This is a genomic window from Oceanihabitans sediminis, assembly GCF_003337215.1.
Taxonomy (GTDB): domain Bacteria; phylum Bacteroidota; class Bacteroidia; order Flavobacteriales; family Flavobacteriaceae; genus Oceanihabitans; species Oceanihabitans sediminis.
Window position 1 is genome coordinate 192,142 of record NZ_QPIG01000002.1, and the last position, 15,503, is coordinate 207,644.

At 32.5% G+C, this 15,503-nt stretch carries 20 protein-coding genes; 13 read left to right on the top strand and 7 right to left on the bottom strand.

Features of this window, described 5'->3' with window-relative positions:
- Positions 1–3: 3 nt before the first annotated feature.
- On the bottom strand, positions 4–1,146 hold the full coding sequence (locus DU428_RS06615; protein WP_113966099.1) for a cysteine desulfurase family protein: 1,143 nt from the start codon (positions 1,144–1,146) through the stop codon (positions 4–6).
- A 110-nt stretch (positions 1,147–1,256) separates the two neighbouring features.
- Between DU428_RS06615 and DU428_RS06620 the strand changes: the two genes are divergently transcribed.
- Positions 1,257–2,180 (top strand): hypothetical protein, encoded by a 924-nt coding sequence (locus DU428_RS06620; protein WP_113966098.1) that lies wholly within the window; start codon positions 1,257–1,259, stop codon positions 2,178–2,180.
- Here DU428_RS06620 and DU428_RS06625 read toward each other — a convergent pair.
- Both DU428_RS06625 and DU428_RS06630 read right to left on the bottom strand, forming a co-directional pair.
- Entirely contained in the window at positions 2,177–2,746 is a 570-nt protein-coding gene (locus DU428_RS06625) for a KOW domain-containing RNA-binding protein (RefSeq protein WP_113966097.1), read from the bottom strand. The two genes, DU428_RS06620 and DU428_RS06625, sit on opposite strands and share 4 nt — an antisense overlap.
- Positions 2,733–2,924 (bottom strand): hypothetical protein, encoded by a 192-nt coding sequence (locus tag DU428_RS06630; protein WP_072349228.1) that lies wholly within the window; start codon positions 2,922–2,924, stop codon positions 2,733–2,735. Before DU428_RS06630 ends, DU428_RS06625 begins: the two co-directional genes overlap by 14 nt.
- A gap of 151 nt (positions 2,925–3,075) precedes the next feature.
- On the opposite strand from DU428_RS06630, the gene DU428_RS06635 reads away from it, so the two are divergent.
- Together DU428_RS06635 and DU428_RS06640 are read left to right on the top strand one after the other, a co-directional pair.
- Positions 3,076–3,357, top strand: a complete 282-nt coding sequence (locus tag DU428_RS06635; protein WP_072349230.1) for a DUF2752 domain-containing protein — start codon at positions 3,076–3,078, stop codon at positions 3,355–3,357.
- Between the two features lie 25 nt (positions 3,358–3,382).
- Positions 3,383–3,718, top strand: coding sequence for a CCC motif membrane protein (locus tag DU428_RS06640; RefSeq protein WP_072349232.1), 336 nt, complete (start codon positions 3,383–3,385; stop codon positions 3,716–3,718).
- Positions 3,719–3,805: 87 nt separating this feature from the next.
- Here DU428_RS06640 and rocD read toward each other — a convergent pair whose 3' ends face one another.
- Positions 3,806–5,050 (bottom strand): ornithine--oxo-acid transaminase, encoded by a 1,245-nt coding sequence (rocD, locus tag DU428_RS06645; RefSeq protein ID WP_113966096.1) that lies wholly within the window; start codon positions 5,048–5,050, stop codon positions 3,806–3,808.
- A gap of 252 nt (positions 5,051–5,302) precedes the next feature.
- Here rocD and rlmD point away from each other — a divergent pair, with 252 nt between their 5' ends.
- The 3 genes from rlmD to DU428_RS06660 are packed head-to-tail and all read left to right on the top strand — an operon-like array spanning position 5,303 to position 7,975.
- On the top strand, positions 5,303–6,712 hold the full coding sequence (gene rlmD, locus DU428_RS06650) for a 23S rRNA (uracil(1939)-C(5))-methyltransferase RlmD (protein ID WP_113966095.1): 1,410 nt from the start codon (positions 5,303–5,305) through the stop codon (positions 6,710–6,712).
- A 26-nt stretch (positions 6,713–6,738) separates the two neighbouring features.
- Positions 6,739–7,278 carry a DUF6452 family protein gene (locus DU428_RS06655; RefSeq protein ID WP_113966094.1) on the top strand — a complete coding sequence of 180 codons (540 nt, stop codon included), beginning with the start codon at positions 6,739–6,741 and terminating at the stop codon, positions 7,276–7,278.
- Complete coding sequence (locus DU428_RS06660; protein ID WP_243633458.1) at positions 7,250–7,975, top strand: DUF6048 family protein; 726 nt, start codon at positions 7,250–7,252, stop codon at positions 7,973–7,975. Before DU428_RS06655 ends, DU428_RS06660 begins: the two co-directional genes overlap by 29 nt.
- Before the next feature lie 40 nt (positions 7,976–8,015).
- Here the strand turns inward: DU428_RS06660 and DU428_RS06665 are convergent, their stop codons facing one another.
- A complete protein-coding gene (locus DU428_RS06665) occupies positions 8,016–9,182 on the bottom strand; it encodes a THUMP domain-containing class I SAM-dependent RNA methyltransferase (RefSeq protein ID WP_113966092.1) in 1,167 nt (388 codons plus the stop codon).
- Between the two features lie 58 nt (positions 9,183–9,240).
- Between DU428_RS06665 and DU428_RS06670 the strand changes: the two genes are divergently transcribed.
- The 5 genes from DU428_RS06670 to DU428_RS06690 all read left to right on the top strand — a co-directional run bounded on the left by DU428_RS06670 (position 9,241) and on the right by DU428_RS06690 (position 12,238).
- Positions 9,241–9,972, top strand: a complete 732-nt coding sequence (locus DU428_RS06670) for a class I SAM-dependent methyltransferase (RefSeq protein ID WP_113966091.1) — start codon at positions 9,241–9,243, stop codon at positions 9,970–9,972.
- 45 nt (positions 9,973–10,017) lie between these two features.
- A complete protein-coding gene (locus tag DU428_RS06675) occupies positions 10,018–10,689 on the top strand; it encodes a ZIP family metal transporter (protein ID WP_113966090.1) in 672 nt (223 codons plus the stop codon).
- A gap of 20 nt (positions 10,690–10,709) precedes the next feature.
- Complete coding sequence (locus tag DU428_RS06680; protein ID WP_072349248.1) at positions 10,710–11,138, top strand: DUF4268 domain-containing protein; 429 nt, start codon at positions 10,710–10,712, stop codon at positions 11,136–11,138.
- Between the two features lie 20 nt (positions 11,139–11,158).
- A complete protein-coding gene (locus tag DU428_RS06685) occupies positions 11,159–11,581 on the top strand; it encodes a PH domain-containing protein (protein WP_072349250.1) in 423 nt (140 codons plus the stop codon).
- Positions 11,582–11,671: 90 nt separating this feature from the next.
- The gene (locus DU428_RS06690) at positions 11,672–12,238 is read left to right on the top strand and encodes a hypothetical protein (RefSeq protein ID WP_113966089.1); all 567 of its coding nucleotides are present in this window, start codon (positions 11,672–11,674) and stop codon (positions 12,236–12,238) included.
- A 73-nt stretch (positions 12,239–12,311) separates the two neighbouring features.
- Here the strand turns inward: DU428_RS06690 and trhA are convergent, their stop codons facing one another.
- Complete coding sequence (trhA, locus tag DU428_RS06695) at positions 12,312–12,938, bottom strand: PAQR family membrane homeostasis protein TrhA (protein WP_072349254.1); 627 nt, start codon at positions 12,936–12,938, stop codon at positions 12,312–12,314.
- A 6-nt stretch (positions 12,939–12,944) separates the two neighbouring features.
- On the bottom strand, positions 12,945–13,616 hold the full coding sequence (locus DU428_RS06700) for a DUF4294 domain-containing protein (protein WP_113966088.1): 672 nt from the start codon (positions 13,614–13,616) through the stop codon (positions 12,945–12,947).
- Between the two features lie 167 nt (positions 13,617–13,783).
- On the opposite strand from DU428_RS06700, the gene DU428_RS06705 reads away from it, so the two are divergent.
- A complete protein-coding gene (locus tag DU428_RS06705) occupies positions 13,784–14,872 on the top strand; it encodes a M42 family metallopeptidase (RefSeq protein WP_072349258.1) in 1,089 nt (362 codons plus the stop codon).
- A 59-nt stretch (positions 14,873–14,931) separates the two neighbouring features.
- Entirely contained in the window at positions 14,932–15,489 is a 558-nt protein-coding gene (locus tag DU428_RS06710; RefSeq protein ID WP_072349260.1) for an NUDIX hydrolase, read from the top strand.
- Positions 15,490–15,503: the final 14 nt, after the last annotated feature.

Sequence of the window (15,503 nt, forward strand, 5' to 3'; positions counted from 1 at the left end):
CAATTATACAAACTCCTTTAAAACATCTATAACATAGTCAATCTCTTCTTTGGTATTAAATTTAGAGAAAGAAAAACGAATAGAAGGTTTTTGTAAATCTTCATCGCTTAAAATCTGTGCTAAAACGTGTGAACCTTTTCCGCTTCCACTTTGACAAGCAGAACCTTTTGAACAAGCAATTCCTTTTAAATCCAATTGAAATTGAAGCGTTAAGGCTTTTTCAGCACTCATTGGTAAACATACATTTAATAAAGTATATGTACTCATAGTAGTGTCTTCGCAGTTACCGTTGTATTTTACTTCAGGAATAGCTTCCTTTAAAGTTGCTTTAAAATAATCTTTTAATCCTTGCACATAAGCACGTTCTTCTTCAAGATTATTATAAGCCATCATAAAAGCTGTTTCCAACCCTTTTATATTATGCACAGGCTCTGTTCCTGCTCTATAACCACGTTCTTGAGAACCTCCAAAAATAAGTGGCTTAAAGTTGCTGTTTTTACGAATATATGCAAAACCAACTCCTTTTGGTCCGTGGAATTTATGAGCTGCAGCAGTCATAAAATCTATTGGAGTTTCTTCTACATTCCAAGAAAAATGCCCAATAGATTGTACCGTATCACTATGGAAAAGCGCATTGTTTGCCTGACATAAATCGGCTACTTTTTGAACATCTAAAATATTCCCTATTTCATTATTAACGTGCATTAAACTTACTAGTTTACGCTCGTCGTTAGCTTTAAGCAAACGCTCTAAATCTTCATAATCTGGAGTTCCGCAATCTTTAAGCTTTACATATTCAACAACAATATTATATTCGTTTCTTAATTCTTCTACCGTATGTAAAACAGCGTGATGCTCTATAGGTGAAGTAATAATCGTCGATACGTTTCCATCTCTAACAGCACAACGTAAAATCATATTATCTGCCTCTGTTCCTCCAGAAGTAAAAATAATTTCTTGTGGTTGCGCGTGTAATACTTTAGCTATATTTTTTCTTGCAGTCTCGATTATAGTTTTAGACGCTCGTCCAAAAGCGTGTGTAGATGATGGGTTTCCGTAATTTTCTGCAAGAACTTTTTGCATATCTTTAATTACTTCGTCTCGTACTTGCGTGGTTGCAGCACTATCAAAATAAACAGTTTTCATATATAATTTGGTGTATTAGGAGCACAAAAATAGTGTATTTAAAATTATTTAGAAGAAGCTTCGCTATAAGTTTATTAAATCTCTTATTTTTGTTTCAAAATTAGCATTTTATGAAAAGGTTATTATATATATTTTTATCTGTTTCTTTATTCTCATCTTGTGATGACGGAGATATTATTACCGAAGAATTAGATTTTGGAGATACTTTTAATGCTTGTGGTGAGCTAGTTTTTTATAAAACAAAAGAAAGCCCAGCAGAATCTCTTTCATTAAAAATTACTTCTTCCTCTTTAACTTTAGAAGATTTATTAGCATTAGATGCGAATGGAAACTTAGTTACTACCGAAGAAACTTTCACTATCAACGGAACCACAAACCAATTTAACTACAGAAGATACAATACAACACCAACTAACTTCTTTTGTAACGATGTGCCTTCTTCCGATATTATTATTACTAATGATGACGAAAGTACTAGCGGTACAGCGAAAGTGAATATCTTTTTATTAGAAGATGATAACGATGGTATACCTGCAGAATTAGAAGATATAAATGGCAACGGTGATCTTACAGATGATGATACAGATGGAGACGGAATACCAAACTATTTAGATGAAGATGATGATGGCGATAACGTGCTTACAAGATTAGAATTAGACACCGAAAATTTAGATGGTGATGACAACCCGTTTACAAATCCATTAGATACCGATGGTGACGGAATTCCTAATTATTTAGATAATGATGATGATGGAGATGGCGTTTTAACAATAAATGAAGAAAATGCTTCGCAAGACCAAGATCCTTCAAACGATTTTACTAATCCGGCAATTCCAGATTATTTAAATCCTTTGGTAAATACAACGGTTCCTGCTACAGCTTACAGAGATCATACTATTAAGCAGTTTTTCAAAGTAACATTAGAGTTATTTAGCTTAACACTATCAACAATAACTTATGATTATTTAGATTTTGGGACTTTAGAAGATGCTAGCCTAAATAAAACAAGAGTGGAAGAAATTCCTTTTCCTTAGGATTTTACGTTTTGATAGATATAAACTTCTGTAGCTCCTAAACCATATTTTTGATAATTGGCTGCGTAAAACTTCACTGGATACCTTCCAAATAGGTATTCTAATTCTAGTTTTAAAACACCTTCACCTACACCGTGAATAAAAACAACTTTCTGAATACGCTTTTTAATAGCAAATTCAAGTTGTCTTCTAGCTGTATCTAACTGTAAGGTAAGCATGTCGTGACTACTCATTCCCTTATAAGAATCTGTAAGTTGATGAATATGCAAATCGATTTCCATGGTAGGTTCATAACGCTCTTTAGCTTTTCTTTTATTAGCAGCGGCTAGAGCATGTCTGGATTTTGCTTCCTTTTCTGAAATAATAGATCGCACAGAAGCATCTTGAAAAACATTCCTATCTAAATCGGAAGCATCACCTATAAGTATGAGTTCCTTTTTATGAAAATCTAAATCAAAACCGTCTTCGGTTTTAATAGTTATATTATCTCCTGAAATAGCTGTGATTTTACCAGAAAAATCTTCATCTAAAACCTGAACCTTATCTCCTATCTTAAAATGTATCATGATCTTCTTTTTCTTTTTTACTAGGAATAGTGCTAGAAATTCGAAACAATCCAAACATTAAAATCACAATTCCTACAACCAATATTATGGTGTTTTGCTCCTCCTCTGCTTGCGCATAAATAGCGATAACTGAGCCAATAATTATTAAAAGGAAGTTTATGTATTTATTGAAAACCATTTAATTGTCGTTCTATTTTTATAGCTTTCGAAATTAGTCAATAAAAACAAAAAAATAATTATTTCGTAGAAAAAATAGTTTTATAAAATTTAAAAGCTAATGAAATTGCTTTGGCTTTTTATACATTTGTTTTTCAATAAAAAAGAAAAATATGTCTTCATTTGAAGCTTATATGCTTCCTTGTTTAAACAAAAAGATATTCGGAATAGACTGTCCGGGCTGTGGCATGCAGCGTTCTGTGTCTTTACTTATTCAAGGAGATGTTAACGGAGCATACAATATGTACCCTGCTATATTTACAATAATCATCATGCTTATAATTCTTGTATTGCATATTAAATACAAGTTTAAAAACGGACACAAAGTACTTTTAGCCTTCTTTTTTCTTAATCTCTTTATTATTACATTTAACTATATTAACAAATTCATTTAAAACTACTAACTAAAAACAATTATCAATGGAAAAACAAAACTTACCTAATTCTACACTTATTCTAGTATTCGGAATATTATCTATCGTAACCTGCTGGTGTTACGGTTTTATAGGTTTAATTTTAGGAATTATAGCCATAGTTTTAGCAAGTAAATCTGCAAAACTATACCAAGCGGAACCTGATTTATATTCTGGCTATGGAAATGTACAAGCAGGAAAAATAATGGCTTTTATTGGTATTATTTTATCTGTAGCAACAATCGTAGGAATGATCATGGTTATGAACATGATAGGATGGGATGCTTTACAAGACCCAGAACTTATGCAGCAAAAACTAGAGGAATTACAACAAAATAAATAGAAATAGTTTCAAAGTAAAAAAGCGACTGCACTCTATAAGTGACAGCCGCTTTTTTTATGTTTCAATTTAAAGTTTTACGATAGTAAACTATGCTTCAAATTGCTTTAGTGTTTTAACAATAATAGAAACACAATCTAATAATTGCTCTTCAGTCATTACTAAAGGTGGTGCAAAACGAATAATATTTCCGTGCGTAGGCTTCGCTAATAATCCGTTGTCACGTAAAGCTAAACAGATATTCCAAGCTGTTTCACTTTCTTCGTCATCGTTAATTACAATAGCATTTAATAAACCTTTACCTCTAACTAGAGAAACTAAATCACTAGTTTCAATATATTTATTTAATTCGCCTCTAAAAAGCTTTCCTAATTTTTCTGCATTTTCTGCTAGTTTTTCATCTCTAACAACTTCTAAAGCTGCAATTGCAACTGCTGCTGCTATTGGGTTACCACCAAAAGTAGATCCGTGATTACCTGGAGTAATAACCTTCATGATATCATCATTAGCTAAAACTGCAGAAACAGGATATGCTCCACCACTTAATGCTTTACCAAGAATTAATAAATCTGGTTTTACATTTTCATGATCTACAGCTAATAATTGACCGGTTCTTGCAATACCAGTTTGTACTTCATCTGCAATAAATAACACATTGTATTTTTCACATAAAGCTTTTGCTTTAGTTAAGTAACCTTCACTCGGCACATAAACTCCGGCCTCTCCTTGGATAGGCTCTGCTAAGAATCCTGCAATATTCGGATTGCTTTTTAATTCTGCTTCTAATGCTTCTAAATTATCATATTCTATCTTAATGAATCCTTTTGTATAAGGTCCAAAGTTTTTTCTTGCAACAGGATCGTTAGAAAAAGAGATGATAGTTGTAGTTCTTCCGTGGAAGTTATTTTCACAAACAACTATTTCTGCTTCATTTTCATCAATTCCTTTAACTTCATAAGCCCATTTTCTACAGATTTTTAAAGCCGTTTCAACAGCTTCAGCTCCTGTATTCATTGGTAATAACTTATCAAATCCGAAAAATTCGCAAGCAAACTTTTCATATTTCCCAAGCATATCGTTATAAAAAGCTCTAGAAGTAAGAGTTAATGTTTTTGCCTGGCTTACCATGGCATCTACAATTTTTGGGTGACAGTGACCTTGGTTTACTGCTGAATATGCAGAAAGGAAATCGTAATATTTTTTTCCTTCAACGTCCCATACATACACACCTTCTCCTTTACTTAAAACTACAGGAAGTGGGTGGTAATTATGCGCTCCATACTTATTTTCTAAATCTATTGCTTGTTGTGATGTTAATTGGTCTAAAACAGCCATTTTATAATATATTTTTAATGTTTATGCCCAAGAATTTGAGCGTTAAAATAACCATTCCTCTTCTACCTTTATCTTTTCGAAGCTATATTGAAGTTGCGATTCGAAAACTCAGCGTGGGAAAGAAATCATCCCTAAAAGGCTTGCAAATTACTAAATAATAGTTGCTTTTTAAAATATTTCTATTTCAATTTAGTTTGAAAAAATCACAAATCAATATTCGTAAATCGTAAATCCTTTGCTTACTTTTGCAGTATGTCAAGAAGAAACAAAAAACAAGTTTTCACTAATGTGGAAGTTATAGATGCAGCTGCCAAAGGTAAAACGGTAGCTAAAGCACCAGACGGAAAAGTAATTTTCTTACCAAATGCTGTTCCTGGTGATGTAGTAGATGTACAAACATTTAAAAAGCGTAAAGCCTACTACGAGGGTAAGGCTACGGTTTTTCATAAACTATCTGATAAACGTACAGTACCTGCCTGCGAGCATTTTGGTACTTGCGGTGGTTGTAAGTGGCAAGATATGGCCTACGAGCATCAATTGTTTTATAAACAAAAAGAAGTGCTTAACAACCTAACTAGAATTGGTCATATAGAATTACCTGAGGTTACTCCTATTTTAGGTTCTGCAGAACAGTATTTCTACAGAAACAAAATGGAATTCTCTTTTAGTGATTCTCGTTGGTTAACTATAGAAGAAGTACAATCTGACAAAGATTTAGGAGACAGAAATGCGCTAGGATTTCATATTCCAGGAATGTGGGATAAAATCCTTGACATTAAAAAATGCCATTTACAAGCAGATCCTTCAAACGCAATTCGAAATGCGGTAAAAAAGTTTGCTCTAGATAATGATATGGAATTCTTTAATACAAGAAACCAAACCGGCTTACTGCGTACCTTAATGATTAGAACTTCTTCTACTGGAGATATTATGGTTGTGGTTCAGTTTTTTAAAGATGATAAAGAAAAACGTGAGTTATTATTAAATTTCCTTTCGGAAGAATTTCATCAAATATCTTCATTACAATATATCATCAACGAAAAAGCAAACGATACCATTTACGATCAAGAAGTAATTTGCTATAAAGGAGAAGATCATATTTTTGAAGAAATGGAAGGCTTGAAATTTAAAATCAATGCCAAATCTTTCTATCAAACAAACTCTGCTCAAGCATACGAATTATATAAAATAACACGCGACTTTGCTGGTTTAACAGGAAATGAATTAGTGTACGATTTATATACGGGAACCGGAACTATTGCACAATTTGTTGCTAAAAAAGCAAAAAAAGTTGTTGGTGTTGAAGCTGTGCCAGATGCTATTCTTGCAGCTAAAGAAAATGCAGAATTAAATAAAATTGATAATGTTTCGTTTTTTGTTGGGGACATGAAAAATGTTTTCAACGAAAGTTTTATTGCTACCCATGGTAAACCAGATGTGATTATTACAGATCCGCCACGTGATGGGATGCATAAAGATGTTGTTAATCAAATTATCAATATTGCTCCAGATAAAATAGTTTATGTAAGTTGCAATAGCGCAACCCAGGCTAGAGATTTAGAAATATTAGATGAAATGTATAAAGTTACCAAACTACAGCCAGTAGATATGTTTCCACAAACATTTCATGTAGAAAATGTTGTTCTTTTAGAAAAACGTTAAATTCCCGCTTTCGCGGAAAATCAAATATGAGAAAACCATTTATAATCATTCCTATTCTCCTTCTTTTTGTAGCTCTTACAAGCTGTGAGAAGGATGATATTTGTCCGGGAGACTCCTCTACTACTGCAAGATTGTATATAAATTTTTACAGTAGTACGAATCCTGAAAATCCTAAAAACGTTTTTAAGTTTCGTGTACAAGGAATTGGTAATGATCAAGTTTTAGCTGATTATAATGCGGTTACTTCTAACAAGGTTTACTTACCATTAAAAACCACCGAAAATCAGACACAGTTTAGATTACATAATGATTATGCGGTAAACAATAATGGAACTCCTGAAGATACTTCCGATGATTATATCACCGGAAATGAAGACATAATCACCATTTCTTATAATACGAAGTTAGAATATGTTTCTAAAGCTTGTGGTTATAAAACCGTTTTTGAAAATGTAACTATTACGGTAGAAGATGATGGCGACAAATGGATTAATTATATACTAAGTACTACAGATAACGAACCAATTAGCGATGAAAATGAAGCACACTTCAATCTTTTCCATTAAGTTATTCGCTTTATTGATGCTTCTTTGTGTATCTGTACAGGCACAAAATAACAGTATCAAACAGAATAAAAAAGACTCTTTAAAACAAGTTCAAAAGTACGGACTTCGTCTTGGAGGGGATATAAGTAAACTAATAAGAACAGCTATAGAAGATGATTATAAAGGTTTTGAGATTATGGGTGACTTCCGACTTTCAAAACGAATATATCTTGCTGGAGAATTAGGAACCGAAGAAAAAACACTAGGAAACGACTATATAAATGCCACAGCTACTGGATCGTATTTTAAAGCTGGAGTAGATTATAATTCTTATACCAATTGGTACGGAATGCACAATATGATTTACGGAGGTTTACGTGTTGGAGCAAGTACTTTTAGTCAAACTAGAAATAGTTATACGGTTTATACTCAAAATCAATATTGGGAACCACAATTTACTTCTAACGAAGCAGAAAAATTTAGTGGATTAACAGCTCTTTGGGCAGAGTTAATTATTGGAGTTAAAGCGGAAGTTCTTCCTAACTTATATCTAGGATTAAACGCGCAACTAAAGAGTTTAATTAGTCAAGACCAACCAGATAATTTCGAAAACTTATACATTCCTGGCTATAACAAAACCTATGATGGTAGTAAGTTTGGAGTTGGGTACAGCTATAATATCTCTTATCTTATTCCTTTATTTAAAAAAGGGAAGTAACTATTGTGAGAATATAAAAACTAGTAATGGATAAAGAATATTATTCCTTACCCATATACTTTGCTTTCTTGCTTCCTTCGTAAATTTCATATTTAACCAAACGAGCTTCAAGCTTTGCGTTAAATACTTTTATTTTTCTTGAAGGGCGTAAACCAACAAACTTTAAAGCTTCTAAATTAGAAGTAATTAACCAAGCTTCTGTTCCTGGGTAGCCTTGTTTTAAGGTATCCCCTATATTTTTATAGAAATCTTCCACATCTAAATTCTCTAAACGCTCTCCGTATGGCGGATTAAAAACCATATGCAGTTTTTCGTTTCCTCCCTTTTGAGTTTTAAAGAAATCTTCGTGTTTTATTGTGGCAAATTCATCTAAATGGGCATTTTTTAAATTCTCTTTTGCTTTTGCTACTGCACTCGGTGATTTATCGAAGCCTAATAGTCTATGATGAAAATCTCTGGTTTTACTTAATAGAGATTCTTCAATTTTTTCAAAAAGTTCTACATCCCAATCTTGCCATCTTTCAAAAGCAAATTCTTTACGCATTAAGTTTGGCGGAATATTACATGCAATCATAGCTGCTTCGACTAGCATCGTTCCAGATCCACACATTGGGTCCATAAAATCTGTTTGTCCATCCCAACCAGACATCATAATCAGTCCGGCTGCAAGAACTTCGTTAATTGGTGCAATATTGGTAGCAGATTTGTATCCACGTCTGTGAAGCGATTCTCCAGAAGTATCTAAAGAAATCGTACACATTTGTCTATCTATATGCACATTCACCTTTAAATCAGGAAAACGTAAATCGATATTAGGTCTTTCACCCGCAGTATCTCTAAATTTATCTACAATAGCATCTTTGGTTTTTAATGCGATGTATTTAGAATGTGTAAATTGAGTTGAATGCACAGTAGCATCAATCGCTAAAGTCCCCGATGGCTTTAGGTATTGCGACCAATCCATTTTATAAACCTGTTTATACAGATCCTCTTCATTGGCTATTCTAAAAGTTTTTATTGGCTTTAAAATCTTAATTGCCGTACGTAAAGCTAAATTCACTTTATACATAAAACCTTTATCTCCAACAAAAGTAACGTTACGCACACCTTTTTTTACCTGTTGTGCGCCAAGTTGCGTTAACTCCTTTGCTAATAAATCTTCAAAGCCAAATAATGTTTTGGCTAGCATTTTAAAATTATTCTCCATGTTTTACTTCAAATAGATTGCAAAAATAGATTATTTTTGTCCTGATATATAACAATACATGATAAAAAGCAAAAAAGAATGGTTCGCCTCTTGGTTTGACTCACCATTTTACCATATTCTATATAAAGACAGAGATTATGCCGAAGCGCAACTCTTCATGGATAATTTAACCAATTATCTTAACCTTCCGGAAGGTGGAAAAATATTAGACCTTGCCTGCGGTAAAGGTAGACACTCTATTTACTTAAACTCTGTAGGTTTCGATGTAACTGGTGTAGATTTATCTGAAAATAGTATAGCGCACGCAAAGAAATTTGAAAACGAAACGCTTCATTTTGAGGTACATGACATGTGTAAGCCATACTCGCAACAATTTGATGCAGTTTTTAACCTTTTTACAAGTTTTGGCTACTTTAAAAATGAAGAAGATAATCTAAAAACTATTGAAGCAATAAAATCTAACCTAAACGAATACGGTTTTGGTGTTATAGATTTTATGAATAGTGAATACGTGATAGATAATCTTGTTCCTGAAGATGTAAAAGTCGTAGATGGAATTGCTTTCCACCAAAAAAGAAGAGTACAAGACGGTTATATTATTAAAGACATTTCTTTTTCGGTAGACGATGAAGATTATAGCTTTCAAGAACGTGTAAGAGGTTTTACCCTGGCGGAATTTGAAGAACTTTTTGAAAAAGCCGGAGTGTACTTATTAGATGTTTTTGGCGATTATAAATTAGGAAAGTTTCATGCAAACAAGAGTGAACGTCTAATCATGATTTTTAAATAGTCGTTTTTTAGCATCGACATAAAATTATTCAGCTATTAAATTTTTATGCAAAATATAATACTTCCAATTCTAAGTGTATTTTTAGGTTATGCAATTGTAATGGTCTTAAAACCATCACAAAGAAAAAACCTAAAACTACTACTAGCATTTAGTGGTGCTTTCCTCCTATCTATAACCGTATTTAACTTTTTACCGGAAGTATACGAACATAAAGGCAAATCTGTAGGATTGTTTATTATGATTGGTATTCTACTACAAATTGTATTAGAATTTTTCTCTAAAGGTGCAGAACATGGTCATATTCACTTAGATAAAAACGCTACTGAATTCCCATGGTTATTATTTATAAGTTTAAGTATTCACAGTGTTTTAGAAGGAATACCTATACATAATCACACAAGTTTACTTTTAGGAATCATCATTCATAAGTTACCTGTGGCAATCATATTATGCACCTTCTTTTTTGCTTCAAAATTACCTAAAGCTAAAATTGCGTTTTTCTTAATTCTGTTTGCTTTAATGACACCTTTTGGCGTTTTATTATCAGAGAATTTTCAGAGTATACAAAACTATTATTATGAAATTTCAGCAATTGTAATTGGTATCTTTTTACATATTTCAACTACTATTTTATTTGAAAGTAATGAAGACCATAAATTCAACATAACCAAACTATTAACTATAGTTGTTGCTATTGCTATTGCTTATTTTGTATAGAAAAAACTTAGAATAACACTATGTTCAGTAAAGAAGAATCTAGACGACTTAAACAAGAATTTTGGACCAGCTTCGGGAAGTCATTTCCTAGAAAATGGATTTTATACAATACCAAAATGAAAGGCTTTAGCTTCAAATTTCATTTTGACACAAAAAAAGCTTTAGTTGCTTTAGATATTGAAGATGATCTTGAAAACAGAATAACCTATTGGGAAAAGCTTGAATCTTTAAAATCTATTTTACACAACGATTATTTACCTGAAGCTATTTTTGAAGAAACGTATTTTCTTGAAAACGGAAAGGAAATTTCTAGGATTTATATTCCATTAGAGCAAAAGGTTTCTATTCATAATAAAAACACCTGGCAGGAAGTAATGGTTTTCTTTAATACGAACATGCAGTTATTTGAAGCTTTTTTCGAAGAATATAAAGATATTATAAAAGGTTAATTTTAATACTTTCGATGTGTATGAAAACGTATAAAGCCAATAAAAAAGGGTTTGTCCTATATTTAATAATAGGATTTCTGTTATTGCCTTTAATAGTTTTTCTTTTAGATAGAAATATTTTCATTGAAAAACCTTTCACCATCATCCCATTAATTCTTCCATTAGCATTATTCCTATGGGTATATGTAGACACTTCTTATACAATAGATAAAGGTGTACTAAAATATCGATCTGCTTTTTTAAAAGGAAGTATAGATATTTCTTCTATAGTTGATATAACCAAAGGAAAAACCATGTGGGTAGGCTTGAAACCAGCTCTAACTACAAAAGGTTTAATCATTAAACACAGTAAGTATGATGAAATTTATATTGCTCCTAAAGATAACGAGGAATTAATTGCAGACATACTTAAAATAAATCCGAATATTAAAATAATAGCTTAATTGCTACAGGATTGCCTTTTCAGTTGAAGTATATCTTATTTTTTGTATGTTTAGCTCCTTTATAAACATACAATTTTAAAAACTTAATATATGAAAACATTACTTTGTATAATACTATTATTGCCTTTTACTTTTTTTTCACAAGAACAGACAAGTTCTGAAAAATTCTGGGAACAACTTCAAGCACATTGTGGCAAAGCTTATGAAGGTGAAATCACAGCTGGTGGCGTTGCAGGAGATGGCTTTACAGGAAAGAAATTAGTAATGCACGTACGTGCCTGTGACACTAATGATATTCGAATTCCGTTTTTTGTAGGAGAAGATAAATCACGTACTTGGGTTTTACACTTAAATGAGGAAAAAATCATAAGTTTAAAACATGATCACCGTCACGAAGATGGTTCTGAAGAAGAAATCACCCAATACGGTGGAACAAATTCAAACGTAGGTTTGGCTAACTTGCAAATGTTTCCAGCAGATCCGCATACTTCTAACCTAATACCTGCTGCTTCAACCAACCTTTGGTGGTTTACTATAGATGAAAAAAACTTCACATATAACCTACGCCGTATAGGAAGTGAACGAGTTTTTTCTGTTCGTTTTGATTTAACCAATGAAATTGAAACACCTAGCGCTCCTTGGGGAACGGAAGAGTAAATTCTAAATAAAATATATCCAAATAATAATCTACCCTTAAGAAATTCTTAAGGGTATTTTTTATTTTCACCTTTTAGATGATATAGAAGAATACCATAAAAAAATGAAAAATAGCACCTGCCAAAACAAAGAAATGCCAGATTACGTGGTTGTATGGAATTTTATCATTTGCATAAAAAATAATCCCTCCCGTATAAGCCAATCCACCAGCAAATAGCAGTAAAATTCCGTTACTATCCAATAACTCGTTAAGTTCACTAAAGTCAAAAACTATCAACCAACCCATAACGAGGTATAATATCACTGAAAAAGCTTCAAACTTCCCTGTGAAGAATACTTTTAAAATCACACCAAAAGCTGCTATTCCCCAAACTATCCAAAAGAGTTCCCAACCAAAACTATCCCGTAAAGTGATAAGCAGAACAGGCGTGTAAGTTCCTGCAATTAACAGGTAGATACTAATATGGTCTATGATTCTAAAATAGTGTTTTCTTTTTTCATTTTGTACCCAATGATACAAGGTAGAAGCTGTAAATAAAATGAGTATAGAAATACCATAAACAATAACACTAAATTGGCTCCATTCTGTCTTATTGCTATTAAAATAGATTAGCAAAAATAAGCCGGCAACCCCTAAAACAGAACCTATACCATGCGATATAGCATTTAGTTTTTCTTCAAAAGCTGTTTGAACTCGCATTAGTTATTAGTTTTTTGTTGAGGACCATTTATCTGTTAATTCATAAAAATTGAAATATACAGCAGGTTCTTGAGGTTCTAAAACACCATTTTGAAAATTACGTTGTAAAATATCTTCTATATAATAATCTTCTTTTACATTTTCTGGGTCGAATTCTCTTTTTAAAGAAATATTAAACAAGCTCGCGGTACTGTTAAACCAAAAGGCTCTCCAGCCGCTTCGTAACTCTTTTATTAAATCAAAAGTAGTTGTTCCTGTTTGTCTATGAATTAGTTTTACTAGTATTTGCCCTTCGGTTCTTGTTAATTTTTTTAATTCATCTGAAAATTCTTCTTCAATATATCTTTGAACCCGTCTAGCGTATTTTCGTTTTAAGCTTTTACGTTGAATAGCATCCATTCGCTCTTGCATGGTCTGTAGTCGCTCTGCAGCTAATTTCGCATAAGGGTACACTTTGATGGTTTTTCGCCTTAATATTAGGTACTCTTTATTTTCTGCGTAGCTTTCAAAAGAAAGTTTATTCAATAGCATCACTTCTTCTAAATCTATAGAAGATCTTGCAATAGAATCTCCTTCAATGATAATATAATCATAGTCGGTTGAATCCTGCACAACTTCTTTCTTTTGAGCAAAAAACAACATAGGAAAAAGTAAAAATAAAGCTAGTAGTTTTTTCATTTTGACATTCCATTCATGGTCCAAAAATCACTTCGGTAAACGGAAATATTTTATTTAATAAGTTTCGTACTAAAATCGTTCCAAATTATATCTCAAAATTAATAATTTACACTGCTTAAACTCTTAAAATCCTATTAATATTATTATTTTAGTAAAAAATTTAAAACATGGCAAAAAAGAGCATACTCAACAAAAAATCACTAGACTTTTTAGAAAAATATTTGAATAATGCATCTCCTACTGGTTATGAATGGGAAGGACAGAAAATTTGGATGGAATACCTAAAGCCTTATGTAGATGAATTTATTACAGACACTTATGGTTCTGCTGTTGGTGTTATTAATCCGGAAGCAAAGTATAAAGTTGTTATTGAAGGACATGCAGACGAAATTTCGTGGTATGTAAACTATATTAGTGATGACGGACTGATTTATGTTATTAGAAACGGGGGTTCAGATCACCAAATTGCACCAAGTAAGGTTGTAAATATTCATACTAAAAACGGAATCGTAAAAGGTGTTTTTGGATGGCCAGCAATTCATACAAGAAATAAGGCTAAAGAAGAAGCGCCAAAACCAGATAATATTTTTATTGACTGTGGATGCACCACAAAAGAAGAAGTTGAAAAACTTGGTGTGCATGTTGGTTGTGTAATCACTTACCCAGATGAGTTCCATATTCTAAACGAAGACAAATTTGTTTGTCGCGCATTAGATAACAGAATGGGAGGATTTATGATTGCAGAAGTAGCGCGCTTACTTAAGGAAAATAAAAAGGAACTTCCTTTTGGGTTATATATTACCAACTCTGTACAAGAGGAAATTGGCTTACGTGGTGCCGAAATGATTACGCAAACCATCAAACCTAATGTTGCAATTGTAACAGATGTAACGCATGATACCACTACTCCAATGATCGACAAAAAGAAAGAAGGTCATTTAGAGTTAGGTAAAGGTCCTGTTATTGCATACGCACCAGCAGTACAACAAAAATTACGTGATTTAATCACAGAAACTGCAGAGGAAAAGAAAATTCCGTTTCAACGATCTGCCTTATCTAGAGCAACGGGAACAGATACAGATGCTTTTGCATATAGCAATGGTGGTGTAGCTTCTGCGTTAATTTCATTACCTTTACGTTACATGCATACCACTGTAGAAATGGTGCATAGAGACGATGTAGAAAATGTTATTAAAATGATTTACGAAACATTACTTAAAATTGAAGAAGGCGAAACATTCTCCTATTTTAAATAATTCGTAAACCGATATACAAACAAATAATTACAGAGCCTCTTTTTAGAGGCTCTTTTACTATGGAAGAAGAACTTATAGATATTGTAACAAAGGAAGGAAAACCTACCGGTAAAACAGCTTTAAAATCTGAAATACACCGTAAAGGTTATTATCATAATACGGCACATGTTTGGTTTTATACTTCAAAGGGAGAAGTGCTTTTGGCACAAAGAGCAGCCACAAAAGCTATTTATCCATTATTATGGGATGTATCGGTTGCTGGTCATGTAGATGCAGGTGAAACAGTAGAAGAAGCAGCAATACGAGAAACAAAAGAAGAAATAGGATTGACTATTACGGAAAAAGATTTATATAAAATTGGTGTATTCGAATGTTTCCAGTCTTACCCAAACGGTATGGTAGATAATGAGTTTCATCATACCTTTCTAGCAGAATTAAAGGTACCTATAGAAAACTTAAAACCCCAACCTGGTGAGGTTGAGGCCTTAGAGCTAGTCACAGTTGAAGCCTATAAGCCCCTCTTGGCCAATAGCTATACCAATTCTTATTTTGTGGCTTCAAACCGTGATTATTACGAGTTGGTTATCAAAGAAGTTTATAAAAAACTTTCTTGCTGATTTTAACACTGCGA

Bases quoted from the DNA above. Each gene is read 5' to 3' on its own strand.
- rocD (WP_113966096.1), bottom strand. From the start codon at position 5,050: ATGGCTGTTTTAGACCAATTAACATCACAACAAGCAATAGATTTAGAA.
- DU428_RS06640 (WP_072349232.1), top strand. From the start codon at position 3,383: ATGGAAAAACAAAACTTACCTAATTCTACACTTATTCTAGTATTCGGA.
- DU428_RS06635 (WP_072349230.1), top strand. From the start codon at position 3,076: ATGTCTTCATTTGAAGCTTATATGCTTCCTTGTTTAAACAAAAAGATA.
- DU428_RS06630 (WP_072349228.1), bottom strand. From the start codon at position 2,924: ATGGTTTTCAATAAATACATAAACTTCCTTTTAATAATTATTGGCTCA.
- DU428_RS06615 (WP_113966099.1), bottom strand. From the start codon at position 1,146: ATGAAAACTGTTTATTTTGATAGTGCTGCAACCACGCAAGTACGAGAC.
- rlmD (WP_113966095.1), top strand. From the start codon at position 5,303: ATGTCAAGAAGAAACAAAAAACAAGTTTTCACTAATGTGGAAGTTATA.
- DU428_RS06690 (WP_113966089.1), top strand. From the start codon at position 11,672: ATGAAAACATTACTTTGTATAATACTATTATTGCCTTTTACTTTTTTT.
- trhA (WP_072349254.1), bottom strand. From the start codon at position 12,938: ATGCGAGTTCAAACAGCTTTTGAAGAAAAACTAAATGCTATATCGCAT.
- DU428_RS06625 (WP_113966097.1), bottom strand. From the start codon at position 2,746: ATGATACATTTTAAGATAGGAGATAAGGTTCAGGTTTTAGATGAAGAT.
- DU428_RS06655 (WP_113966094.1), top strand. From the start codon at position 6,739: ATGAGAAAACCATTTATAATCATTCCTATTCTCCTTCTTTTTGTAGCT.
- DU428_RS06705 (WP_072349258.1), top strand. From the start codon at position 13,784: ATGGCAAAAAAGAGCATACTCAACAAAAAATCACTAGACTTTTTAGAA.
- DU428_RS06660 (WP_243633458.1), top strand. From the start codon at position 7,250: ATGAAGCACACTTCAATCTTTTCCATTAAGTTATTCGCTTTATTGATG.
- DU428_RS06710 (WP_072349260.1), top strand. From the start codon at position 14,932: ATGGAAGAAGAACTTATAGATATTGTAACAAAGGAAGGAAAACCTACC.
- DU428_RS06680 (WP_072349248.1), top strand. From the start codon at position 10,710: ATGTTCAGTAAAGAAGAATCTAGACGACTTAAACAAGAATTTTGGACC.
- DU428_RS06620 (WP_113966098.1), top strand. From the start codon at position 1,257: ATGAAAAGGTTATTATATATATTTTTATCTGTTTCTTTATTCTCATCT.
- DU428_RS06665 (WP_113966092.1), bottom strand. From the start codon at position 9,182: ATGGAGAATAATTTTAAAATGCTAGCCAAAACATTATTTGGCTTTGAA.
- DU428_RS06700 (WP_113966088.1), bottom strand. From the start codon at position 13,616: ATGAAAAAACTACTAGCTTTATTTTTACTTTTTCCTATGTTGTTTTTT.
- DU428_RS06670 (WP_113966091.1), top strand. From the start codon at position 9,241: ATGATAAAAAGCAAAAAAGAATGGTTCGCCTCTTGGTTTGACTCACCA.
- DU428_RS06675 (WP_113966090.1), top strand. From the start codon at position 10,018: ATGCAAAATATAATACTTCCAATTCTAAGTGTATTTTTAGGTTATGCA.
- DU428_RS06685 (WP_072349250.1), top strand. From the start codon at position 11,159: ATGAAAACGTATAAAGCCAATAAAAAAGGGTTTGTCCTATATTTAATA.